The following is a 23,138-nucleotide window of genomic DNA, read 5'->3' as shown; positions in this document are numbered from 1 at the left end:
TCCGTTTGTTTACTTTGATGGTGACACGTCTAATAGGCTTGGGTCAAGAATCTCAAAGCCTTTTTTTTGATAGCCTTTAACTATGTCTGTTATAGCTTCGCTTGTCCATTTACGATCATGCATTAATAAATTTGCACCATTCATTAAGTAAGGGGTATCCAGCATAATTTCCGTTAATTTTTCTTTTTCTTGATATTCTTTTTGCCAGTCATAACCAAAGCTCCAGTTCATTAACAGCATCCCTTCCTCTTTTGCCAATTGTTTAGAAAACTCCGTATTGGCTCCATAAGGTGCTCTAAAAAATTGAGGGCGGGCTCCTGTCAGTTCTTCTACGACGTCATTTACTTTCACTATTTCATTCCTTTGTTCTTCTTCAGACAAATCCGTTAACTTAACATGATTATAAGTATGATTTCCAATAGAAAAACCCATTTCATGAATCTGTCGTAAAATTTTCTTTTGTTTATCATTATCAATAAAATGACCATTAACGAAAAAAATAGCCTTTACATTTAGTTCCTGTAATTGCTTTGCAATATCTAAGGCATATTTGTCAGGAGAATCATCAAAGGTAAGAAGAACCACTTTTGGGTTCGCAGATGATTTCGGCTTTACAGACCAGTTGTTCGGATTAAGTACATATTGTTTTTGATCAGCTGACCCTGAATTTTCCTTTTTCAACTCTTCTTTCACTTCCTTGTCCTCAACTTCCCGCTCTAAAGGTCCTTCCTTAGTTGCTGTTTCTTTCTCAGGTAAAGGCTCACTTGATGACTTTACCCCTATCTCTTGGTTACTGCAGGCAATGAGAGCCCAAGATAGGATTAAGAATATACCAATCAATTTTCGCAAACTAGTTCCTCCATCTTTTATGCAGCAAGTTCTGATCATTCATGTTTAGGAGGCTGGCGGAAGATAGGAATGCATCCAAGATTGCAGGACCATATAACTTCCTAAGCTAATGCACGTTATCAACAAGGTTCGTTTATTCGACTTTAAGATTATTTTTCCGATAAACACAGCCAAATACGTGAATACTAGAAACATAAGTACCTTAAATAGTAATTTATCATGAGTGGAGAGCCATTCAGCGACCGTATACCCGCTCCACACCATTAGCTGAAATAGGAATACTATATAATTTTTCAAGGTAATACATTCCTTCCTAAAAGAAATTGCCCCTCCCCATTACACACTGCATAGTAATTCTTCTATAGGTATCTTTTAACCTCTTTATTCCATTTCAAAACTTTTAATTTATTAGACAAGAATGTCAGTTAGATGTTCTTGTTTTTGCAGTTATATGTCATTTAAATGACAAGGCTGAATTTACTGTTTTTCATGTTAAACTACCATTAACCAGAAAAATTCCAGCATAAAAAAAGGAGTCGTCTATGAAGCAGCAAATTTTCCTTTACAGTATTCTGGCTTTTTTTTCTTTGATGCTCACGTCATGCAGCAGCCTGCATCTAGATGAAGCCTCTATTCGAGATAAATATAAAAATAAACTAATCTTTTTTTCTAATGAATCCAATTATATGAATGAAATCGAATATTATGATGCACTCCTCGAATTAGACGATGAATACCCATCTGATATCTCTGATCTTAAAACCCTTACAGCATCAGACAATAATCATGTTTTCGAGAGTTTCCACATAAAAAAAACCCCCGCGATTTATATTACCTCTGAAAAAGGGGTTATAGGACAAATATCCGGAAGCAGCGTATCAAAACGGGACATAAAAAAAACAATAACTAAGGCTTTGGAAAGTAAAAACTGAAAAATGATTTGTTTACAGGGGGCTGTCACCTTTCACAATGTAATTCATGTGGATGTGTAGATGCAGCCCTTTTTATTGTTTACTAGCAAGAACTCTTATCTCTAGTAAACAGAAAAAAGGCTGTCGAGAAGCTCGACAGCCTTTTAACATATACATTACTACTTATTTAACAATATGAATTGGAGTTCCTAAAGCTACTTCTGCTGCTTCCATTGTAATCTCACCTAAAGTTGGATGAGCATGGATAGTCATAGCAATATCTTCTGCAGTCATTCCTGCTTCAATAGCAAGACCAAGTTCTGCAATCATATCTGATGCATTCGTACCTGCGATTTGAGCACCAATTACTAGTCCATCTTCTTTACGAGTAATTAATTTCACAAATCCATCCGTACTATTCAATGATAAAGCACGACCATTAGCTGCAAATGGGAATTTAGAAGCTACTGCATCAATGCCTGCCTCTTTAGCTTCTGCCTCATTATAACCGACAGATGCAAGTTCTGGTTCAGAGAATACAACCGCTGGAATAGCCAAATAATCAATTTCAGAAGTTTGGCCAGCAATTGCTTCCGCTGCAATTTTACCTTCGTAAGAAGCTTTATGTGCAAGCGGAGGACCAGAAACGATATCACCAATTGCATAGATATTTTTTATATTTGTCCGACACTGTTTATCGATTTCAATCAAGCCGCGGTCAGTAGTCTTAACGCCAACCTGTTCAAGACCCATTTCAGCAGTGTTTGGACGACGTCCAACCGTAACTAATACATAATCAGCTTCGACTTTCTTTTCTTCGCCTTTAACTTCATAAGTAACAGTTACACCGGTATCTGTTTCTTCAACACCTTTAGCAAGTGCCTTAGTAACAATCTCCGCGCCTTTTTTCTTAAGGTTTTTCTTCACAATTGCGGACATCTGTTTTTCAAAGCCTGCTGAAAGAATTTCATCAGTACCTTCAAGGATAGTAATTTTCGTACCAAAGTTTGCGAATGCTCCACCAAGCTCAGTACCAATATATCCTCCGCCGATTACAACTAATGATTCAGGCACTTCTTTAAGTGCTAAAGCGCCAGTTGAATTAATTACCCGTTTTGTATATTTAAAAGCAGGTAACTCGATCGGAGTAGAACCTGTAGCAATAATACAATCTTTAAACGTGTAAGTTTGTGACGATGTTTCAGTCAGTACACGAATATTGTTTTCATCAACGAAATAAGCTTCGCCGCTGACTACTTCTATTTTATTTCCTTTTAACAAAGAGCCCACTCCGCCGACTAATTTGGAAACAACGGAATCTTTAAAAGCTTGGACTTTTGAAAAGTCTAGTTTAACATTCTCAGCTATTATTCCCATATCTTCGGAATGCTGCGCTTCATGGAAACGGTGGCCTGCAGAAATTAACGCCTTGGAAGGAATACATCCAACGTTTAAACAAACTCCACCAATAGATCCTTTTTCCACAATCGTTACTTTTTGTCCAAGTTGTGCGGCACGAATAGCGGCTACATATCCACCGGGGCCTGCACCTATGACTAACGTATCTGTTTCAATTGGAAAATCTCCTACTACCATTTTTTTACGCCTCCATTAACAAAAGTTCAGGATCGTTTAGTAATTTCTTGATGTGATTTAATGCATTTTGTGCAGTGGCACCATCAATTATACGGTGATCGAAGCTTAGTGATAATGCTAATACTGGAGCTGCAACAATTTCGCCGTCACGGACAATTGCTTTTTCCGCAATGCGTCCAATTCCGAGAATTGCCACTTCAGGATGGTTAATTACAGGTGTGAACCATTGACCACCAGCAGAACCAATATTCGTGATGGTACATGAAGCACCCTTCATTTCATTAGTACCTAATTTACCTTCACGAGCTTTACCAGCAAGTTCATTGATTTCATTTGAAATAGCAAATGTTGATTTACGATCCGCATCTTTAACAACAGGTACAAGAAGACCTTTATCTGTATCTGCAGCAATACCAATATTATAATAATGCTTATGAATAATTTCACTTGTTTCGTCATCAACAGATGTGTTTAGTGCAGGGAATTCACGCAGAGCGCTCGTCAATGCTTTCACAACATACGGTAAGAACGTTAACTTAATGCCTTTTTGAGCAGCAACTTCCTTGAACTTCTTACGGTGAGCTACAAGCAAGGTAACTTCTACTTCATCCATTAATGTTACGTGAGGAGCAGTTTGTTTAGATTTCACCATTGCTTTTGCAATTGCTTTTCTAATTCCGCTCATTTTCTCGCGAGTCTCTGGATATTCACCAGCAGGAATCTCTGTAACCGTTTTTTCTGTTTCTTTTGCTTCCGCAACAGCTGCCTGTGGTTGTTCTGTTGATTCAGATCCGCCATTAGCAAATGCATCGATATCATCTTTCATAATACGGCCATTATCGCCAGAACCAGTTACTTGACGAATATCAATCCCTTGTTCTCTTGCATATTTACGAACAGATGGCATAGCAATAATTCGACGACTTGGATCGCTGCTTTCAACTTGTGCTGCTACAGCTCCAGCTCCAGTTTCAACAGTTTCTGTCTTTTTAGGCGTTTCTTCTTTTTTCACGTCTTGACCTTTTTCAGCAGTTGCTTGAACTTGTGCTTCAGTTTCCTGTTCGCCTGCTTCATCCCCGTGAGCACCTTTGAACTGTAAATCTTCATATCCAGGTGCATCAAAAGAAATAAGAATATCGCCAACAACGGCCACTGTACCTTCTTCTACATGAATTTCTTCAACAGTGCCTTCTACTGGAGATGGAATTTCTACAACTGCTTTGTCATTTTGAACTTCACATAGCACGTCGTCCTCTTGAATTTTATCGCCTGCTTTTACGAACCACTTAACTATTTCACCCTCGTGTATACCTTCACCGATATCTGGGAGTCTAAATTGGAATGCCACTAAATCTCAACCTCCTATATTTAATCATAGATAATGTACGAAAAAAAGTTATTTTTCTGAAAAAACTTTTCTCTTACTAATCAGCCTGACTAATCCAGTAAGAGAAAAGCGTTCAGTTAGTACTTTTCAACCTGTACATTTGTATTAGAATGTTAATACTTTTTTCGCTGTTTCCATTATATCTTTATAATTAGGCAGCCACACTTGTTCTGCTTCTGAGAAAGCAAAAACTGTATCTGCTGCTGTGACACGAAGAACAGGTGCATCTAGACTTAAGATTGCACGTTCAGTAATTTCTGCTACAACTGAAGCTGCAATTCCAGCTTGTTTTTGTGCTTCTTGAACTACGATAGCCCGTCCTGTTTTTTCAACAGAAGCAACGATTGTTTCCACATCAAGTGGTGCAATTGAACGAAGATCAACTACTTCTACAGAGAAACCTTCTTTTTCAAGTTCTTCTGCAGCTTTAAGTGATTCACGTACCATAGCTCCGTAAGTGATGATAGAAAGGTCTTTACCTTCACGTTTTACAGCAGCTTTACCAAGTGGAATTGTGTATTCTTCTTCTGGAACTTCTTCACGGAAAGATCTATATAGTTTCATATGTTCTAGGAAAATGACTGGGTCATTATCACGGATAGCTGAAATTAAAAGTCCTTTTGCATCATATGGTGATGAAGGAATAACTACTTTTAATCCTGGTTGTTGAGCAACTAATCCTTCAAGACTGTCAGCATGCATTTCAGGTGTGTGTACACCGCCGCCAAAAGGTGAACGGATGGTAACAGCTGAATTATAGCGGCCGCCTGAACGGTAGCGCATACGTGCCATCTGTCCGCTTACAGAGTCCATTACTTCATATAAGAAACCAAAGAATTGAATTTCCATAACAGGACGGAATCCTTGCAAGGACAGCCCAATTGCTAATCCACCAATACCTGATTCAGCAAGTGGTGTATCAAATACACGGTCTTCACCGAATTCTTTTTGAAGGTTTTCTGTTGCACGGAATACTCCGCCGTTTGCTCCAACGTCTTCACCAAAAACAACAACATTTTCATCATTTTTAAGTTCAGTACGCATCGCTTCTGTAATTGCTTGAATCATAGTTAATTGAGCCATGACTTACTTCGACTCCTTTTCTTTATAAATTTCATATTGTTCTACAAGGTTGCTTGGCATTTCTTCATACATATTAGAAATAAGGTCTGTAACCTTTTGTTTAGGTTCAGCATCAGCTTTTTTAATTGCTTCTTTAATATCGTCTTTTGCTTGCTCGATTGTTTTGTTTTCCATTTCTTCATTCCATAGTTTCTTGCCTTCAAGGAATTTACGGAAACGTACTAAAGGATCTTTTAATTCCCACTCATTATCAAGATCAGAAGTACGGTAACGAGTTGGGTCATCGCCAGCCATAGTATGTGGTCCATAACGATAAGTTAATGTTTCAATCAATGTTGGACCTTCACCATTTATTGCGCGTTCACGAGCTTCTTTAACAGCTGCATACACTGCAAGTGCATCCATACCGTCTACTTGAATTCCCGGAATACCAGCAGCGACAGCTTTTTGAGCTAATGATGAAACCGCAGATTGCTTTTCAACTGGAGTTGAGATAGCAAAACGGTTATTTTGAATGATAAAGATTGCAGGAGCCTTAAAAGCACCAGCAAAGTTAATTCCTTCATAGAAATCACCTTGTGAAGTTCCGCCATCACCTGTATACGTAACAGCAACTGATTTCGCTCCACGTTTTTTCATACCTAACGCTACGCCTGCAGCTTGCACGTATTGCGCTCCGATAATGATTTGAGGAGAAATAACATTAACACCTTCAGGTATTTGATTCCCTTTGAAATGACCACGAGAGAATAAGAAAGCTTGGTATAACGGCAATCCGTGCCAGATTAACTGTGGAACATCACGATAACCAGGCAAAATAAAATCTTCTTTTTCAAGAGCATATTGTGATGCTAACTGTGAAGCCTCTTGGCCTGCTGTAGGCGCATAGAAACCAAGTCTGCCTTGACGATTTAAAGAAATAGAACGTTGATCAAGGATGCGTGTATAAACCATCCGTTTCATAAGTTCTTGTAATTGTTCATCAGTTAAATCGGGCATTGCTGCTTCGTTAACGATTTCGCCCTCTTCATTTAAAATTTGCAGTGTCTGGAACTGTTCTTCAACAACTTCCAACTGTTTCTTGACATCAAATTTAGCTTGATTTGATTTTGTAGCCATCTGCGTTTCTCATCCTTTCAAAAAGGTTTTATATGATTCTATAAAGCCCTGTTTCATTTTATTTTCATGAATAATCCTGTTCGATGTACTTTTCCCATCTATAGTGAAGGCAAACATGAACATGCAATTAAACGGTATATACCGTTTCTGTATCAGTTTTTAAGAAAAAAAAGATGATACAACGCTTTATTCTTTTTTAGTTTACAGCATTACCTAAAGTTTCGTCAAATACATAGTGTTATTAAAGAAAACTTCTTTGTTATCTGCCTTTTGACTTGAAAATAAATCTGCTTTTTAAAAATCTGTTATATATCATTTATACAATCTGTATCATAACAATCCTTTCTATAATTATGGTTCCTAACTTTACACCACTATAATTTATACTACCCTATTTAGATTAACCAACCTCTATTTCCTTTAACCCAATAATCCAAAATTCGACATAATTATTATTTGAATAAAATTATCGCAGGAAAATGGACAAAAAGAAGCAGCCAGCTGGCTGCTTCTTAAATTTTTTTATTCTGTTTTAATTTCAGCTGTTTTGTAAAAGCTTGCTTTCTGCTTGTTATATAATTCCGTACTGGCATTAAATTCTTCATTCGCTTTTATTACTTCTTGATAGGCACTATTGATTTTATCAATTTGAGCGGATAGTTCATCCATTTTTAAATCTTCTTTTTTAAACAGTTCATACAGTTCACGGTCATGATCTAAACTGGTTTGGTAGGATGTATATAGTACCTCATGATCCTTATATCTTTTTTCCATCGTTCCTTTAAGGGTTTGAACTTCTTGTTTTACCTGTTTATCTTCTATGGCTTCGATATGTTCATCAATCTTTTCAAATTCCTTTTCTGAATTCTTGATACTCGTTCTTTCTTTTTCAATCAATTTGTTACGTTCGTCTAAATTTGCTAATGCTTCATCGGAAAGTTCAACAATTTGATCATATTCTTTCATCCCAAGAGTGGTAATTTGTTCATATAGTTCTTTCTCTTCATTCTCTAATTCAACAAGTGGTTTTTGTTGTTTCTCAAATTCATTCTCTTTTTGTATGGCATTTTCTAATACTGTATGTATTTCTTCTTCAGGTGCTGCGCCACCTGTACAACCTGCAAGAACTCCCATCGTCATTAGAAAAGCCAACATAATTTTTCCGTATTTAAACACATCAATTCCCCCAGTTACATTTTTCTCTTTTTACATTTAATTCAACAGTTCAAGCCCGAATTCTCAAAATCTCCCCATGAGTAGGCGCAAGCCTACACCTATTCCGCTCATGTGCATAGGCTGATAGAAATCATTCCAACAGGGATGGTTATAAATAAACCTGGAGGTATCGCCTATGTATTACGGAGGTCAAGGTCAAGGAATGGATTGCTGTTACCCTATTTCACCTGCACCAAGCTATGGATATGGTTACGCTGGCGGAGGAGGCTGCGGCTGCGGCGGAGGAGGAGGATTCGGCAGCGGTTTTGCTTTAATTGTTGTCCTATTCATCCTGCTGATTATCGTTGGAGCTTGTCTATGCTGAATTAAATGACTTACCTTCTTTACCCTTAATTCAAGAAAATATGATGATTTTAATAAAATTTTATGGTACTAAGTGCAACTTAAGCGGATATCCACTCTTTTTCTGCCGAAATTTTGCGCTTAGTACTTCTTTTATAAGCCATCAAGAACCTCACCACATTATACCTTAATTATCCATTTAGATAAATTAACAATTAAGTATACGTTAGCAAAACTCGTTTATACATAGTATTTAAATTAATTGTCCCTACACAAAAGAAGAGTGCAGACGGATCACTGCACTCTTTTTCTCCTGACTGTTATAAAAGGCCCATATGCTTTAAGCCGTATAAAATACCTGAATCATCTACATCCTTTGTTACGAATTCAGCATGTTTCTTAACCTCATCAAGAGCGTTTCCCATAGCGATACCGTGCCCTACGGTTCCTAGCATCTCAATATCATTTAACCCATCTCCGAATGCATATACATCTTCCATACGGAAATCTGTCCGTTCAATAAATCTTTTAATTCCTTCTGCTTTTGAACCGCCGGCTGGTAAGACATCTGTTGAAAATTCATGCCAGCGGATAAAGTGTAAATCAGCATAGTCATGGATAATTTGTTGATCTTCTTCTGCTGTAGTAAATAATAGTGCTTGGTAAATATCATTATCTTGATAAAATTCCGGACTGCATTCGGGATATGGAAACCGTAAAGAACCTAATGCTTCAGTAACACGTTCGCAACCTTTCGCACTAGCCTTCATTGTTTTATCATTCATAAATACCATAGCTTTTTGCTCATTTTCAGCTTGCTCATGAATTCGAGTCAATTCCGCTCTTGGCAATGGATTGCGATAGACAACCTCATTCTCAAAGACGACAAATTGACCGTTAAAACTTACAAACGAGTCGATCCCTAATTCCTCGCGAAGCGGTTCAAACATAAACGGAGCTCTTCCCGTAGCAATCGCAACGAATACACCCTTATCTTGAAGATCCTTAATTGCTTTCTTTGTAGAAGCTGGTAATTTTTTTTCGTGATCTAATAGCGTTCCATCTATATCAAAGAACACAATCTTTTTCAATATAATCCCTGCTTTCATATGTAAAAGATTCAAGTAGATATTATCTACTTATTTAATCCTTGTCCTGCAAATTAGTCAAGGGATTACTATGCTTCAGTATACAAATCGTTATATTCCTGATAGTCATTCGAATTCGAGCATATACTATTTATATAGAGAATGTGGACAGGCCATTTATGACTATTGATTTTTTTCCTTAGCCCATTCAACTGGGAACCCTTTAAAGACGTATTTACTTTATTTAATAATCCTTTACAATAATACTTAAGGGGAGTGTGATCGGGATGTTAAAAAGACTACGTAAAAAGCTGCAAAAACAGTGGCAGGATTTACTGAGAAAAAAGACAATCGCTTAACTATTTTTAATAAAGCCCTTCAAAAACTTGCGAAGGGCTTCTTCCTTATTGTAATGTTTCATGGTAAGACCTTTTTATTCGTCATACATAATTCGTCATTCCATGCCGGGTGTGTACAAGGTCGAACTAAGAATGACAGCGATCATTTCAGTAGTGACGCCGTTTCAAACCTGTGTCCTCCCCTCGGTGGACCTCGTCTCACCCTTACCATATTTGAGAAGCACTCTGTTTTTTCTTGTAAAACATGAAAAAATTGTTGTTTTTATATATAATGAAATTAGTAATTGAAAATGAATAGGAGAGATTAAGAATGATTTTTAAAGTTTATTATCAAGAAACCCTTAAAGAGGTAGCCGTGCGTGAGCATACTCATACCATATATGTTGAAGCGGATTCAATTCGTGAGGCTCGTTTTAAAATCAAGGACAAGCCATTTAACGTTGAATATGTTGAACCCGTAACAGGTGCATACTATGAATATGAAAAACAAAACAATCCAGATTTTAAAGTATTGGAGCTAGGATAATTTATGAAATTCGTAAAAAATGACCAAACGGCCGTTTTCGCATTAGGCGGACTAGGCGAAATCGGTAAAAACACATATGCAGTACAATTTCAGGATGAAATTGTCGTAATCGATGCGGGAATCAAGTTCCCTGAAGATGAGCTTCTTGGAATTGATTATGTCATTCCAGATTACAGCTACTTAGTTAAAAACGTGGATAAAATTAAAGGATTATTTATTACCCATGGTCATGAAGATCATATCGGCGGTATTCCTTACCTTTTAAAACAGATTAATATTCCAGTCTACGGCGGGAAATTAGCACTTGGTCTTCTTCGTAATAAACTAGAAGAACACGGCCTTCTTCGTACGACAAATCTGATTGAAATCCAAGAAGACGATGTGATTAAATTCCGGAAAACATCTGTTTCGTTTTTCCGTACCACACACAGTATTCCTGATTCCTATGGAATTGTTGTTAAAACACCTCCTGGTCAAGTTGTTCATACTGGAGATTTTAAGTTTGACTTCACACCTGTTGGTGAACCTGCTAACTTAACAAAAATGGCTGAAATCGGTAAGGAAGGCGTTCTTTGCCTGCTGTCAGACAGTACGAACAGCGAAGTCCCTACTTTTACGATGTCAGAGCGTAAAGTTGGAGAAAGCATTGATGATATCTTCCGCAAAGTGGACGGCAGAATTATCTTTGCTACATTCGCGTCAAATATCCATAGATTACAGCAAGTAATTGAAGCTGCAGTAGATAATGGACGTAAGGTTGCCGTTTTCGGACGCAGTATGGAAGCAGCCATTAATATCGGACAAGATCTAGGCTATATTGTAGCTCCTAAAGAAACATTTATTGATGCACAACAAATCAATCGTCTGCCTGCTAATAAGGTTACGATTTTATGTACAGGAAGCCAAGGAGAGCGCATGGCTGCCTTGTCAAGAATTGCAAATGGCACTCATCGCCAGATCCAAATCATCCCTGGTGATACAGTAGTCTTTTCTTCTTCACCGATTCCTGGAAACACAATCAGCGTTTCTAGAACGATTAACCAGCTATACCGGGCAGGTGCAGATGTTATTTCTGGACCACTGAGCAATATTCATACCTCAGGACACGGTGGACAGCAAGAACAAAAGTTAATGCTTCGCTTAATTAAGCCGAAGTTCTTTATGCCGATTCATGGTGAGTATCGTATGCAAAAAATGCATACGCAGCATGCTATTGACTGTGGAGTTCCAGAAGAAAACTGCTTCATGATGGACAATGGCGATGTGTTAGCATTAAGCGATAAAACTGCTCAGATTGCCGGAAAAATTCCTTCAGGTTCCGTTTATATTGATGGCAGCGGTATTGGTGATATCGGTAATATCGTATTACGCGACCGTCGCATTCTCTCTGAAGAGGGTCTTGTTATCGTGGTAGTAAGTATTAACATGAAGGACTTTAGAATCTCAGCTGGACCTGACATTATCTCGAGAGGGTTCGTTTACATGAGAGAATCTGGTGACTTAATCAGTGACGCTCAATCTCTAATTACTAAGCATTTAAATAAAGTAATGGAACGTAAAACCACTCAATGGTCAGAAATCAAAAATGAGATTACAGATACCTTATCACCATTCCTTTACGAAAAAACAAAAAGACGTCCAATGATTTTACCAATCATTATGGAAGTTTAATAAAAAGCAATAGAAAAACCGTTCCCAATGGGAACGGTTTTTCTATTGCACCACTTTCTTTTCAAAACGATTAATATCTGTATCTGTACCAATCACGATTAAGATATCATCTTTCTGAATTATGTCCCCAGCCTGAGGCGAGACAATAATTTCTTTCCCTCTTTTTACTGCTACGATATTAATCCCAAACCTTGCTCGAATATCTAAATCGATGATTGAATTTCCAATCATTTTGTCACTTGCCACAATTTCGACGATTGAATGTTCATCTGAAAGCTCTAGATAATCTAGTACATTGGTTGAGACGATTTTATGGGCAATTCTTTTCCCCATATCCCGCTCTGGATGAACAACATGGTCGGCACCGATTTTACGAAGCACTTTTTCATGATAGTCATTTTGTGCTTTAACTGTGATATTACCTATTCCCAGCTCTTTAAGCATTAGCGTTGTTAGAATACTGGACTGAATATTGTCTCCAATTGCGACTATCACGTGATCAAAATTCCGTATTCCAAGACTTTTTAATACATTCTCATCAGTTGTATCTCCAACTACAGCATGCGAAGCAATCATCGCATATTCATTGACTCGATCTTCATCTAAATCAATAGCGAGCACCTCCATGCCCTCTTCAGCCAGAGCTTTAACAATACTCCCGCCAAAACGGCCAAGGCCAATCACTACAAATTCTTTTTTCACAGTAATACCTCCAGAATTGTATCTGACTCAAATAATACCTATTCTAGCACAATGAATTAAAACTTACAGCATTTTGCAAGTCTCCTGTGTAATAAATAAAAACCATTGCATGCCTACTCATCAAGATCCCCTTAATAAAAAAAACAACCTGCCTTTTGTTTGGCAGGTTGGTAACCCTAACTGATTTGTTGAAGCGTATATTGTGCTTGAACAAGGTTATAGTATTCGCCACGATACTTCATTAATTCTTGGTGATTACCCTTTTCAATAATTTCTCCATGATCAAGAACGAAAATGTTATCTGCCTCTCTAATCGTAGAAAGCCTATGAGCTATAATAATTGAAGTACGATCTTTTAATAGGGTTTTTAGTGCTTCTTGGATTTTAACTTCCGTTTCTGTATCAATACTTGCAGTCGCTTCATCAAGAATAAGTATTTTGGGATTTGCCAGCAATGCCCGGGCAAAAGATAACAATTGGCGTTCACCCACTGAAAGAATATTTCCCCGTTCTTCTACCTCTGTACCATAGTTATTTGGAAGTCTGCTGATAAAGTGGTCTGCCCCCACTGCCTTTGCTGCAGAAATAACTTCTGAGTCGGTTGCATCAGGCCGGCCAAAACGGATATTCTCCATGATCGTTCCTGAAAAGATAAAGGTATCTTGCAAGACAATACTAATGTTTCCTCTAAGACTGTCTACAGATAAATTTCGCACATCAACACCATCAATTTTAACAGATCCACCAGTTGAATCATAAAAACGACTGATAAGGCTTGCAATTGTTGTCTTACCAGAACCGGTATGTCCGACAAGAGCGATTGACTGTCCTGCCTTCATCTCCAAACTAATGTTCTTTAATGCTTGGCGTTTTCCATCATAGGAGAAATCTACCTGATCAAAGATGATTTCACCTCTCATCTTCTCTAATCGAATAGCATCCTTTCGCTCATCGATCAGCGGCTTTTCATCAATATATTCAAAGATTCTTTCAGAAGAGGCCATACCTACCAATAATTGATTATAAACTTGACCGAGTCTTGAAATTGGTTCCCAGAACATCCCTAGATAAAATGCGAAAGAAACAAACACACCGATCGTAATGGTTTCATTCTGAATAAGGTGTGTCCCGTACCAGATTAAAACAGCTGTACCAACTGCATTAGTCATTTCCACTAAGGGGCGGAAAACCGCATTCTTTTTCGATGCATCTTTCCAACTTACAAAATTCTCATCATTCACGCCATCAAAAAAGGCCATATTTTCCTTTTCCTGCGTGAAAGATTGTGTAATTCGGATCCCTTGAATGCTTTCATTTAAATGAGAGTTCAATTTCGCTTGTTTAATTCGAACAACCTGCCAGCTTTTGCGAATTTTCTTTCGTAAGCTGGTTGAAATAAAGAACATGATTGGGAGAATAATCAAAATCGCTAGAGTTAATGGTGGACTCAAAATAAAGAGGATGACGATTACTCCAATTAAGAGGACTACATCCATCAATAAATTAATGACACCATTCGTAAAGAGTTCCTGTAGTGAATTAATATCATTCATTATTCGGACTAGAATCGAACCAGCCGAACGCTGATCAAAAAACCGATGAGATAAACTTTGGACATGGGTGAATAAATGCTTACGAAGATCGTATATAACATTTTGCCCTAGTTCATTCATCCATTTTATTCTGAAGATGTTGGCCGCATAAGAAACTACATACATTCCACATAAAATGGCAACAAGAAGATAAAGCTGCGAAATGTCTTTATTCTCAATTGCTCCATCAAGCGTATAGACTCCAATTAAAGTGGGAATTACTAATTTAATAGCCGTTGTCAGCAATACCATTAGTATGGCAAGCGGCAGCAGCGTCCTTGAATAAGGTAATATATAACGAAATAAGCGGACCATTTGCTTATAATTAAACGGTTTTTCAATTACTTGATCGGTTGAATATTGAAATCGTTTCAAAACACTTTTTTCTATGTTAGTTTGCTTCATATACTCCCTCCTGCAAGTGAAACGGCTTCTTTATCTTGAAACTGAATATCATAGATTCGTTGATAGGTGCCTTTACGCCTAATTAATTGTTCATGTGTCCCTCTTTCACTGACTTTTCCATTATCAAGCACAAGTATTTCATCCGCGTGTTTCAAGGAAGATATTCGATGAGCAATAATAACCGTTGTCCGGTCTCTCATAACATCTTTGAGGGCTGCTTGAATTTTGAATTCTGTTTCCATATCCACCGCACTTGTTGCATCATCTAGGATTAATATACTTGGATTAATACAAATAGCCCTTGCTATAGCAATCCGCTGTTTTTGTCCTCCGGATAGTCCCATGCCGCGTTCACCAAGCAACGTGTCGTATTGAGCAGGCAGCTCCATAATAAAATCGTGAGCATCGGCCCGTTTGGCTGCATCAATGATTGCTTCCAACGATGCCTCAGGGTTTCCGTAAGCAATGTTCGCTCGAATGGTTGAAGAGAAGAGAAAGGATTCCTGAAGTACAAAGCCAATATTCTTACGAAGTGTATCAAGTGAATAATCTTTTATAGACTGATCATCAATCCGTATTTCTCCTTCAGTCGGTTCATAAAACCTGGTAATAAGCTGAGTTATCGATGTTTTCCCGCTTCCGGTAGCCCCAATCAATCCAACTACCTTTCCTGGCTTTACCGTAAAAGAGACATCCTCTAAGGCTGCGTCATCTTCTTCTGCATATTGAAGGGTTACATGGCGAAAGTCTACTGCACCAAGTAAATTGTCTTTCATAATCGGATTTTGATTAACTTCAATGTGCTTTTCTTCCTCCATAATTTCAAGTAATCTTTCCCCTGATGCTTTTGCCTGCGAGAACATATTAATAACAAATCCTAGATTAATAATTGGCCAAAGAATGTACCCAACGAGGCTATAAAAAGCAACCAATTCGCCATATGTAAGTTGATTACCAATGACCAAATATCCTCCATAAGCTAGTAAAGCTACAACAGAAAGGTTACCTAAAAGCTCCATAAGCGGGAAATACTTTGCCCAAATTCCTGACGTCATAAGAGAGGTTTCTTTATAATCTATATTTGCCTTGTTAAATTTATTAATTTCAAATTCTTCTCGTGATAATGACTTGACCGTATTAATTCCACTGATATTTTCCTGTACGTTTGTATTTAACTGGCCAAACGATTTTCTGACTTTTCTGAAAGCTGGGTGTACTTTTTTATCAAACTGGTAAACTACTACTGCAAGAAAGGGTAACGTCGCAAGTGTAACAAGTGTTAGAGGGATGGAATAATACATCATCACTCCGAAACAAAGACTTACCATTAAGACAAACCGCAGCAATTCCGAAAAACCATAAGATAGAAAAAAACGGAAGCCTTCAACATCAGCAGTAAGACGGGACATTAAATCTCCAGTCTTTGCATTGTCATAATAACGAAAGGGTAAATATTGAAGTTTCTCATATAACGAATTCCGTAATTTATATACGGCTGATACACCAAACACATCTCCATAGTACTGCTGGATAAATGTCGCTAGCCCTTTCACTCCCATCATTCCAACAAACCCCAGGGCTAAGTAGGACACCAGTTTATAGTTTTTATTTAGTGCTACCTCATCAATTGTAATTTTTAGTAAGACGGGATAGATCACAGTTATTGCCGTAGCAACAATAAGAAACAGCAGCGATATAAAAAAGTACCGCTTATACGGCCAATAAAAATCCTTTAACTTTCTTAACGTCTCCATCTATTAGTCCTCCTTTCTTCTGTAAAAAAACAAATAAAGTATCCAAAATTTCGTTCTTCGTTAGAGAACGTATTATCTAATATACCGAGTTTCGAAATAAATTTCCACCTATTTTTTAAAATATTTTATATTTTTTAACAATTTGCATAATGGTGATTTCCACCTGCTTTCTACCTATAAATAATGACTATTATTTCTTTTAACGTTTATCTTAATTAGTAAAGGGAATAAATTGGGAGCGTAGGTTTGAGAGAATTTAAGGAATTGTTCCACATAGAAAGGTTGTTAAAATGATTGCTTATTCAATTTTAAATCTAATCCCAAAAGACTATCAAAATATTGATTGGAAAACGATGCTTCTATCAGGGAGCTTTATCCTGCTGCAAATGTTTCTTACTTATATCATATATGTATTAATGAGAGCTTCGGCTGGTAAGCTGATCCAAACAGGGTTTGCTAAGATTCAATTACGAAAAAACGTCTCCCCCGGCAGAGCTCTAACGTTGGAGAGTTTAATTCGTAATACCACAAACTATGTTCTTGCTTTTCTCTTAATAGTGACACTTCTTCAATTAGTAGGCATAAAAACAACTGCTATATTAGCAGGTGCTGGTGTGGCTGGGCTAGCAGTTGGATTTGGTGCTCAAGGGCTAGTTAGTGATGTGGTAACAGGCTTCTTTTTACTTCTTGAAAAACAGCTTGATGTCGGCGATTATGTCACGATTGGCTCATTTTCTGGTGTTGTTGAACAGCTAGGTTTAAAGACGACGATTATTCGCGGAATGGACGGAACCCTCCACTATCTTCCAAATCGCCAGATTACTAGTCTAAGTAACCACTCTCGAGGGAATATGCGTGCACTTGTCGATATTAGTATAGATTCTTCGGCTGATTTAGATTTAATGACGGAATTGATTGAAGATGCCTGTAGAGAAGTCAGCACAAACAATGAAGATAGTATTATTGAAGGACCAAACGTCCTCAGTGTTCAAGAATTTGATTCATCAAACATGGTGATACGAGTACTTGCTAAGACCGTAAACGGTAAGCAAGGGGAAATCGAAAGACAGCTACGTGTTGCAATTAAACGAGGCATGGTTCGTCAGCCTTCGATGAACATCGAAAATTAACACTCTTTTTAAAAGGAATAATAGATTTACTTTTAAGATCACAAAGTACATCAGAGCCAAAGAACCCTCCAGTAGCTGGAGGGTTCTTTGGCAATCGATTTATTTTAGAGTGATCCCTTATATGTTAAATAACGAGTGAGAAAAGCTATTGCACGTTCTATTGCCTTTTCATTTGGATTCAGCCTGGCGCTGTGAAGTCCAAATTCTGAGTCTACACCCAGCCAGAACATAAAGCCTGGTATTTCCTTTAGCATATAGCCAAAGTCTTCCCCAGTCATTGCTTCTCTACAGTGATAGACGTTAATGTCATCATCTTTCTCTGCAAATTCAATAAATTCATTGGTTAATTTCGGTTCATTTTGAACCTGATAATACATACATCCATAGTCGATCGCAGTTTGACACTGATAACTGATTTCCATTCCCTTTACTAATTGTTCGATTCGCAATTTGACCTTAGCCATAGATTCCGCATTTAGTGTTCGAATAGTACCTTCCAAGCGTGCATTTTCAGCGATAATGTTCTGAACCGTACCGCCAGTAATCTTCCCAATTGTTACGACAGCTGAATCGAGCGGATTTACATTTCGAGAAACAATCGTTTGCAGCTGACTTACAAGTGTACAAGCGGCAACAACCATATCATTTGTTTCATGAGGATAAGCAGCATGCCCGCCCTTTCCTTTCAAATCAATAAATAATTCTGAAGTGTTGGCGAATAAGAGCCCTTCCTTGATCGCTATTGTACCAACTGGGTACTCTGGGGCAATATGAAGACCTATAATCATGTCTGGCTTCCATCTTTCCATCGGTGCCGCTTTTAACATAGGCTCGGCACCGCCTGGCCCCTCTTCAGCAGGCTGAAAGATAAAGAGTAAATGATCATTTATTGCCGTATGTACAAAGTGTGTGAACACCCCTAATGCGATGCTCATATGAAAATCATGACCACAAGCATGCATACGATCATGATGCTCTGATTGATAGGGTAAATCTGTTTCCTCGACAATAGGAAGACCATCGATATCTGCACGATAGCCAATCGTCTTATGTGGATTTGTTCCGTTTATTTTTACAAAAATCCCTGTTTTCCACGTTTCTATTTCTAATCGTTCCTGAGGCAGACTGTGTATATAATCTAAAAGATATTGTTGGGTCTTAACCTCCTGAAACCCTGTTTCCGGAATTTTATGCAGATCTCTGCGAATTTTCGTAAATGGATTAAGCTGTTCCATCTCTTTTCCCCCTATAGCGAAAGCGTGGATAACAAGCATCCACGCTTTAATGATAATGATATGAATTGAAAAAGATTTCTGCCGGCTGATTACAGCTGACGTAGCTCTTGCATAATTTCTGTTTTGGATTTAGTTTTTTCATCAATTTGTTTAATTACTTTAGCTGGTATTCCAGCTGCAACTGAGAATGCAGGGATATCTTTAGTGACAACCGCGCCAGCAGCAACTACAGATCCTTCACCAATCGTTACACCCTCAAGGATTACAGCATTAGCTCCGATTAATACATCATCTTCAAGAACGACAGGCTTTGCGGAAGGCGGTTCGATTACTCCAGCAAGCACTGCTCCAGCACCAACGTGACAATTTTTACCGACGGTAGCCCGGCCGCCAAGAACGGCATTCATATCAATCATAGTACCTTCTCCAATAACCGCACCAATATTGATTGAAGCTCCCATCATAATAACTGCATTATCACCGATTTCAACCTGATCGCGAATAATGGCTCCTGGCTCGATACGGGCCTTTACACCTTTCAAATCAAGCGTTGGAATGGCTGAATTTCTACGATCATTTTCAACTACAAAATCTTCAATCTTATTGTTATCGCTAATGGCCGCACTAATTTCAGACCATTCTCCAAATACTACCCCAGTATTGCCCGTAATGAACGTTTTAGAAGCGGCACCAAAATCGATATTTTCCAAATCGCCTTTTAGATAAACCTTTACAGGTGTTGATTTCGTACTGTTTTGAATAAATGAAATAATTTCATGAGCATCCATCTTTTTCATATGTATTTCCTCCTCATAAACTAGAATAAGCAATTTTAAATGTATCAAACATACGCAGGTAAAACAAGAAATATAGTCCTCAATGTTCAATAGATGGAGCAATCGTCATACCGTTTTACTTACTAACCATCCCTTGACTGCGAATATGTTCTTCTACAACTTCCTTAAAGGCCTGTACCTGCTTCAATTCAAATGATGACTCATACCCGCAAAGCCATGTATCTCGTTCAATCGAATGATTTTGACCATATAAGGGAATCTTGAAAATATTTTGATCCTTATCATGCAAAGTAATCGCCGGCAGAATCGCATATCCAATACCATTAAAAACCATTTGCTTACACGTTTCTATTTGATCCACAATAATTGTATTTTTAGGAGTTGTTTGGAACTGGCGATGCCACCAATCCTGTATTTCTTGATAATAATTTGAGTCACTTTTAAATTGAATAAATGGCCGATCGGTTTCAAGGACCTGACTTAAATCATTCATTTCCGTATCAACAAGGTACAGCATATCCGTAAACAAATGCTGCTTATACCCTTTCCAGTCTGGTGCACCTCTAATTACCCCGATATGAACCTGACCCTCATATAAAGTTTTCAATATTTCACTGCTCCAACCAGTTATAAGGGATATCTTTGCATATGGATACTTTCTTACGAATTTCTTTAGAACCTGTGGCAGCCAATTTTGTCCAACGATGGAGGCACAAGCAATTTTCAATGTTCCATATACTTCGTGATCCATGGCTGTGAGCGTTTCCCTAACCTTTTCTTCCTTTCCAAGGACATCATTTGCAAATCGTATGACTTCCTCACCAGCTGGAGTAAGCGAGAGTCCTTTTTGAGAACGAAGGAATAATTTCTTTCCCCAATCATTTTCAATGGTATGAAGCCTTTGTGAAAGTGCCGGCTGCGAAACAAAGAGTCGTTCAGCTGCTTTACGCATGTTTAACTCCTGCGCAAGAACGGATAACATTTGATACTCTGAAAATGACATCGGTCATCCTCCTTGATTAGTTTTTCTTATCGATTACTATCATTTTATTAAAATTTTATTATTGAGAGATTGCCGATATAATTAAGTGGAAAAGAGGGATTGATATGACAGAGGCTTTACTTATACTCATTGGATTTTTGGCTTCCTTTATTGGCACTTTGGCTGGCAGCGGCGGAATGATCGGCATGCCAGCTATGCTTTTACTTGGTTTTCCTATACACAGTGTCATTGCAACAGCTAAATTTTCAAACATTTTTGCTTCCTTCTCTAGCTTTTTTGTACTGATTAAACAAAAAGAATTAACATTCTATGATGTTTCTACCTTAATCCCCTTTGCTCTGTTAGGCGGTCTCATCGGGGGATTACTTGCTAATTCTCTTAGTGAAAACACAATGAATATCATTGCCATCCTTTTATTGGTTTCTGCCTTTTTTCTCAGTATTCTTAAGAAACCTCAGGTCAAGGAGTCACACAGCTGGTCGCTTCCCAAAAAAACATATCCTGGGCTTTTCGGCATAAGTGTGTATGATGGCATGTTCGGTCCAGGACAAGCCACTCTCCTCATGTATACCTTCTTAAATAGTGGAGCGGCTTATCTTAAATCACTTGCCTTGACGAGATTTCAAACCTTTATCAGCTGTCTTGCCGCATTTATTACTTACTTAGCAGCAGGAAACTTCATGTGGGAAATGGCCGTCTTTTATGCACTCGGTTCTCTCGGCGGTGCTCAAACAGCCATTTTTGCAGCAAGAAGGATTTCTACTTCCTATCTTCATCTCATTCTCCACAGTGTCACCATATTACTTATCATCCAGCTTATATACCGCCTTCTTTTTTAAGTCAGTCTGCTTGCTTCCTCTCGGTATAAATAAAAGGAATACCATACTCAGAGCGGCAAATAGCAGGACAATTAGATAGACGTTATGCAGTGCTGCAGACAACCCCTCCTGAAGGAGTTGTACGGTTTCATTGGGCAGTAACATACGTTCCTCACGATCAAGCAGTTGATTGGCCGCATCAATAGATAAAGGCTCTTCACTTCCTGCATGTTGGTTGAGGTACGATTGAAAACTACTGTTCATGACACCGCCTAAGAAAGCAGCTCCTATCGTGTTTCCAAGGTTCCTCATAAACATATTGGATGCTGTTGCAATACCCCGTCGTTCCCAGCTTACTGTACTTTGAATCATAACTATAAACGAGGTAGACGTGAACCCCATTCCTACTCCTACAAAAAAGGATCCAGTAGCTGCATATAAAGGACCAGCGCCTGCAGGCATAAAGGCTAACAGTAAACTGCCGAAAATGAGTGACCCTCCGCCTAAAAGCGAAGTCGCTTTAAAGCCGATTTTCATTAACAGACTTCCGGCTAAGGTTGAAGCAATAGGCCAGCCGATGGACATCGCCGTCAATGTAAAGCCTGCGACTGTTGGAGATCGTTCCATGACACCTTGTACATATGTCGGCAAGAAGCTGGAAAATCCGATCAACATAATTCCTGTTGCCAGTGAGACGATATTTGCGATTAAAATAGAGCGTTCACGCCAAATTTCAAACGGCATCATCGGTTCTGGAGTCCTGCCTTCCTGCCAAATGAAGCAGGAAAATGCACTAACACCCAGGATAATTAAACTGATAATCGGAGCAGAAGTCCATTGCCACTCTACGCCCCCCTGAACAAGAATAATCATGAAAGACGAAATCGATACCGTTAATAGTACTGCGCCGCTATAGTCAATGACTGCCTTTTTCTTTTCCACTTTTTCGTGAAGAAAGAACCACAATAAACACATCGAAAGGATACCAAGCGGGATGTTAATCCAAAAAATCAGCCGCCAAGTGACGCTTTCAACCAGAATCCCTCCAAGTGCCGGCCCCAAAACAGCCGATATTCCCCAGACACTTGAAAGGTATCCTTGAACCTTGGCACGTTCTTGTTTGACATATATATCACCAATAATGGTCGATGCCACCGGAGCAATTGCACCAGCACCAAAACCCTGTATAAAACGAAATAAAATCAATTCATGCATCGAATCGGCAAACCCACACAAGACAGAGCCGATTAAAAAGATAATGATTCCAATAAGTAAAATTGGTTTTCTGCCAAATAGGTCAGAAAGTTTTCCATATATTAAAACCGTAACTGCATTCATAAGCAAGTAACTTGAAAACACCCAGCTATACAAAGAAAACCCGCCAAGGTCTCCAACAATTGCAGGCATCGCTGTAGATACGATTGTTCCCTCGATGGCATTCATGAACATAGCCAGCATCACTGCAGCCAGCACAAAGGTACGCTTTGTCACCTTTTCTCCACTGTTTTTTCTTGCTGTCTGTTGCACTTCGTTCACCCTCTATAACTCAATATGTATTTTTCCAGAAGGCAAACATAACGCCCCCGGTAAAGGGA

Annotated in this window: 21 protein-coding genes; 6 read left to right on the top strand and 15 right to left on the bottom strand. The window is 38.4% G+C overall.

The window, feature by feature from the left end; all coding sequences use genetic code 11:
• Positions 1-9: 9 nt before the first annotated feature.
• Positions 10-849: a polysaccharide deacetylase family protein gene (locus tag MHI18_RS18100; protein WP_340849402.1), complete on the bottom strand. Its 840-nt coding sequence runs from the start codon at positions 847-849 to the stop codon at positions 10-12.
• Between the two features lie 45 nt (positions 850-894).
• Positions 895-1,146 (bottom strand): hypothetical protein, encoded by a 252-nt coding sequence (locus MHI18_RS18095; RefSeq protein WP_340849401.1) that lies wholly within the window; start codon positions 1,144-1,146, stop codon positions 895-897.
• 245 nt (positions 1,147-1,391) lie between these two features.
• Here MHI18_RS18095 and MHI18_RS18090 point away from each other — a divergent pair, with 245 nt between their 5' ends.
• Complete coding sequence (locus MHI18_RS18090; protein WP_340849399.1) at positions 1,392-1,781, top strand: hypothetical protein; 390 nt, start codon at positions 1,392-1,394, stop codon at positions 1,779-1,781.
• A 162-nt stretch (positions 1,782-1,943) separates the two neighbouring features.
• On the opposite strand, the gene lpdA is transcribed toward MHI18_RS18090, so the two are convergent.
• The 5 genes from lpdA to MHI18_RS18065 form a co-directional block, all read right to left on the bottom strand.
• The gene (gene lpdA, locus MHI18_RS18085; RefSeq protein WP_340849397.1) at positions 1,944-3,356 is read right to left on the bottom strand and encodes a dihydrolipoyl dehydrogenase; all 1,413 of its coding nucleotides are present in this window, start codon (positions 3,354-3,356) and stop codon (positions 1,944-1,946) included.
• A gap of 4 nt (positions 3,357-3,360) precedes the next feature.
• Entirely contained in the window at positions 3,361-4,704 is a 1,344-nt protein-coding gene (locus MHI18_RS18080) for a dihydrolipoamide acetyltransferase family protein (RefSeq protein WP_340849395.1), read from the bottom strand.
• A gap of 144 nt (positions 4,705-4,848) precedes the next feature.
• Positions 4,849-5,826: an alpha-ketoacid dehydrogenase subunit beta gene (locus MHI18_RS18075; protein ID WP_340849393.1), complete on the bottom strand. Its 978-nt coding sequence runs from the start codon at positions 5,824-5,826 to the stop codon at positions 4,849-4,851.
• Positions 5,827-5,829: 3 nt separating this feature from the next.
• The gene (gene pdhA / locus MHI18_RS18070; protein WP_340849392.1) at positions 5,830-6,945 is read right to left on the bottom strand and encodes a pyruvate dehydrogenase (acetyl-transferring) E1 component subunit alpha; all 1,116 of its coding nucleotides are present in this window, start codon (positions 6,943-6,945) and stop codon (positions 5,830-5,832) included.
• Positions 6,946-7,467: 522 nt separating this feature from the next.
• Positions 7,468-8,121 carry a YkyA family protein gene (locus MHI18_RS18065; RefSeq protein WP_340849391.1) on the bottom strand — a complete coding sequence of 218 codons (654 nt, stop codon included), beginning with the start codon at positions 8,119-8,121 and terminating at the stop codon, positions 7,468-7,470.
• A 175-nt stretch (positions 8,122-8,296) separates the two neighbouring features.
• Here MHI18_RS18065 and MHI18_RS18060 point away from each other — a divergent pair, with 175 nt between their 5' ends.
• Positions 8,297-8,485 carry a YjcZ family sporulation protein gene (locus tag MHI18_RS18060; RefSeq protein WP_445670014.1) on the top strand — a complete coding sequence of 63 codons (189 nt, stop codon included), beginning with the start codon at positions 8,297-8,299 and terminating at the stop codon, positions 8,483-8,485.
• Positions 8,486-8,783: 298 nt separating this feature from the next.
• Here MHI18_RS18060 and MHI18_RS18055 read toward each other — a convergent pair whose 3' ends face one another.
• Positions 8,784-9,557, bottom strand: a complete 774-nt coding sequence (locus tag MHI18_RS18055; RefSeq protein WP_340850324.1) for a Cof-type HAD-IIB family hydrolase — start codon at positions 9,555-9,557, stop codon at positions 8,784-8,786.
• A gap of 663 nt (positions 9,558-10,220) precedes the next feature.
• On the opposite strand from MHI18_RS18055, the gene MHI18_RS18050 reads away from it, so the two are divergent.
• Both MHI18_RS18050 and rnjA read left to right on the top strand, forming a co-directional pair.
• Positions 10,221-10,436 (top strand): DNA-dependent RNA polymerase subunit epsilon, encoded by a 216-nt coding sequence (locus MHI18_RS18050; RefSeq protein ID WP_340849390.1) that lies wholly within the window; start codon positions 10,221-10,223, stop codon positions 10,434-10,436.
• Between the two features lie 3 nt (positions 10,437-10,439).
• On the top strand, positions 10,440-12,107 hold the full coding sequence (rnjA, locus tag MHI18_RS18045) for a ribonuclease J1 (protein WP_340849388.1): 1,668 nt from the start codon (positions 10,440-10,442) through the stop codon (positions 12,105-12,107).
• A 42-nt stretch (positions 12,108-12,149) separates the two neighbouring features.
• Here rnjA and MHI18_RS18040 read toward each other — a convergent pair whose 3' ends face one another.
• The 3 genes from MHI18_RS18040 to MHI18_RS18030 all read right to left on the bottom strand — a co-directional run bounded on the left by MHI18_RS18040 (position 12,150) and on the right by MHI18_RS18030 (position 16,560).
• Positions 12,150-12,809, bottom strand: coding sequence for a potassium channel family protein (locus MHI18_RS18040; protein WP_040374212.1), 660 nt, complete (start codon positions 12,807-12,809; stop codon positions 12,150-12,152).
• A 176-nt stretch (positions 12,810-12,985) separates the two neighbouring features.
• Positions 12,986-14,806: an ABC transporter ATP-binding protein gene (locus MHI18_RS18035; protein ID WP_340849386.1), complete on the bottom strand. Its 1,821-nt coding sequence runs from the start codon at positions 14,804-14,806 to the stop codon at positions 12,986-12,988.
• Positions 14,803-16,560 carry an ABC transporter ATP-binding protein gene (locus tag MHI18_RS18030; protein ID WP_340849384.1) on the bottom strand — a complete coding sequence of 586 codons (1,758 nt, stop codon included), beginning with the start codon at positions 16,558-16,560 and terminating at the stop codon, positions 14,803-14,805. The genes MHI18_RS18035 and MHI18_RS18030 overlap by 4 nt, the downstream gene beginning before the upstream one ends.
• Before the next feature lie 290 nt (positions 16,561-16,850).
• Here MHI18_RS18030 and MHI18_RS18025 point away from each other — a divergent pair, with 290 nt between their 5' ends.
• A complete protein-coding gene (locus tag MHI18_RS18025) occupies positions 16,851-17,690 on the top strand; it encodes a mechanosensitive ion channel family protein (protein ID WP_340849382.1) in 840 nt (279 codons plus the stop codon).
• Positions 17,691-17,794: 104 nt separating this feature from the next.
• Here MHI18_RS18025 and MHI18_RS18020 read toward each other — a convergent pair whose 3' ends face one another.
• The 3 genes from MHI18_RS18020 to MHI18_RS18010 all read right to left on the bottom strand — a co-directional run bounded on the left by MHI18_RS18020 (position 17,795) and on the right by MHI18_RS18010 (position 20,725).
• On the bottom strand, positions 17,795-18,925 hold the full coding sequence (locus MHI18_RS18020) for an N-acetyldiaminopimelate deacetylase (RefSeq protein ID WP_340849380.1): 1,131 nt from the start codon (positions 18,923-18,925) through the stop codon (positions 17,795-17,797).
• An 89-nt stretch (positions 18,926-19,014) separates the two neighbouring features.
• Positions 19,015-19,722, bottom strand: a complete 708-nt coding sequence (dapD, locus tag MHI18_RS18015; protein ID WP_040374208.1) for a 2,3,4,5-tetrahydropyridine-2,6-dicarboxylate N-acetyltransferase — start codon at positions 19,720-19,722, stop codon at positions 19,015-19,017.
• A gap of 115 nt (positions 19,723-19,837) precedes the next feature.
• Positions 19,838-20,725 carry a LysR family transcriptional regulator gene (locus tag MHI18_RS18010; protein ID WP_040374207.1) on the bottom strand — a complete coding sequence of 296 codons (888 nt, stop codon included), beginning with the start codon at positions 20,723-20,725 and terminating at the stop codon, positions 19,838-19,840.
• 104 nt (positions 20,726-20,829) lie between these two features.
• Between MHI18_RS18010 and MHI18_RS18005 the strand changes: the two genes are divergently transcribed.
• Positions 20,830-21,564, top strand: coding sequence for a sulfite exporter TauE/SafE family protein (locus MHI18_RS18005; protein ID WP_340849378.1), 735 nt, complete (start codon positions 20,830-20,832; stop codon positions 21,562-21,564).
• Here the strand turns inward: MHI18_RS18005 and MHI18_RS18000 are convergent.
• Positions 21,526-23,070: an MDR family MFS transporter gene (locus MHI18_RS18000; protein ID WP_340849376.1), complete on the bottom strand. Its 1,545-nt coding sequence runs from the start codon at positions 23,068-23,070 to the stop codon at positions 21,526-21,528. The two genes, MHI18_RS18005 and MHI18_RS18000, sit on opposite strands and share 39 nt — an antisense overlap.
• Positions 23,071-23,138 lie beyond the last annotated feature (68 nt).

It is taken from the genome of Peribacillus sp. FSL H8-0477 (genome assembly GCF_038002765.1).
Lineage (GTDB): Bacteria > Bacillota > Bacilli > Bacillales > DSM-1321 > Peribacillus.
This window is presented reverse-complemented; position numbering and strand designations above follow the sequence as displayed.

Bases quoted from the DNA above. Each gene is read 5' to 3' on its own strand.
- MHI18_RS18060 (WP_445670014.1), top strand. From the start codon at position 8,297: ATGTATTACGGAGGTCAAGGTCAAGGAATGGATTGCTGTTACCCTATT.
- MHI18_RS18020 (WP_340849380.1), bottom strand. From the start codon at position 18,925: ATGGAACAGCTTAATCCATTTACGAAAATTCGCAGAGATCTGCATAAA.
- dapD (WP_040374208.1), bottom strand. From the start codon at position 19,722: ATGAAAAAGATGGATGCTCATGAAATTATTTCATTTATTCAAAACAGT.
- MHI18_RS18075 (WP_340849393.1), bottom strand. From the start codon at position 5,826: ATGGCTCAATTAACTATGATTCAAGCAATTACAGAAGCGATGCGTACT.
- MHI18_RS18010 (WP_040374207.1), bottom strand. From the start codon at position 20,725: ATGTCATTTTCAGAGTATCAAATGTTATCCGTTCTTGCGCAGGAGTTA.
- lpdA (WP_340849397.1), bottom strand. From the start codon at position 3,356: ATGGTAGTAGGAGATTTTCCAATTGAAACAGATACGTTAGTCATAGGT.
- pdhA (WP_340849392.1), bottom strand. From the start codon at position 6,945: ATGGCTACAAAATCAAATCAAGCTAAATTTGATGTCAAGAAACAGTTG.
- rnjA (WP_340849388.1), top strand. From the start codon at position 10,440: ATGAAATTCGTAAAAAATGACCAAACGGCCGTTTTCGCATTAGGCGGA.
- MHI18_RS18005 (WP_340849378.1), top strand. From the start codon at position 20,830: ATGACAGAGGCTTTACTTATACTCATTGGATTTTTGGCTTCCTTTATT.
- MHI18_RS18050 (WP_340849390.1), top strand. From the start codon at position 10,221: ATGATTTTTAAAGTTTATTATCAAGAAACCCTTAAAGAGGTAGCCGTG.
- MHI18_RS18025 (WP_340849382.1), top strand. From the start codon at position 16,851: ATGATTGCTTATTCAATTTTAAATCTAATCCCAAAAGACTATCAAAAT.
- MHI18_RS18035 (WP_340849386.1), bottom strand. From the start codon at position 14,806: ATGAAGCAAACTAACATAGAAAAAAGTGTTTTGAAACGATTTCAATAT.
- MHI18_RS18090 (WP_340849399.1), top strand. From the start codon at position 1,392: ATGAAGCAGCAAATTTTCCTTTACAGTATTCTGGCTTTTTTTTCTTTG.
- MHI18_RS18030 (WP_340849384.1), bottom strand. From the start codon at position 16,560: ATGGAGACGTTAAGAAAGTTAAAGGATTTTTATTGGCCGTATAAGCGG.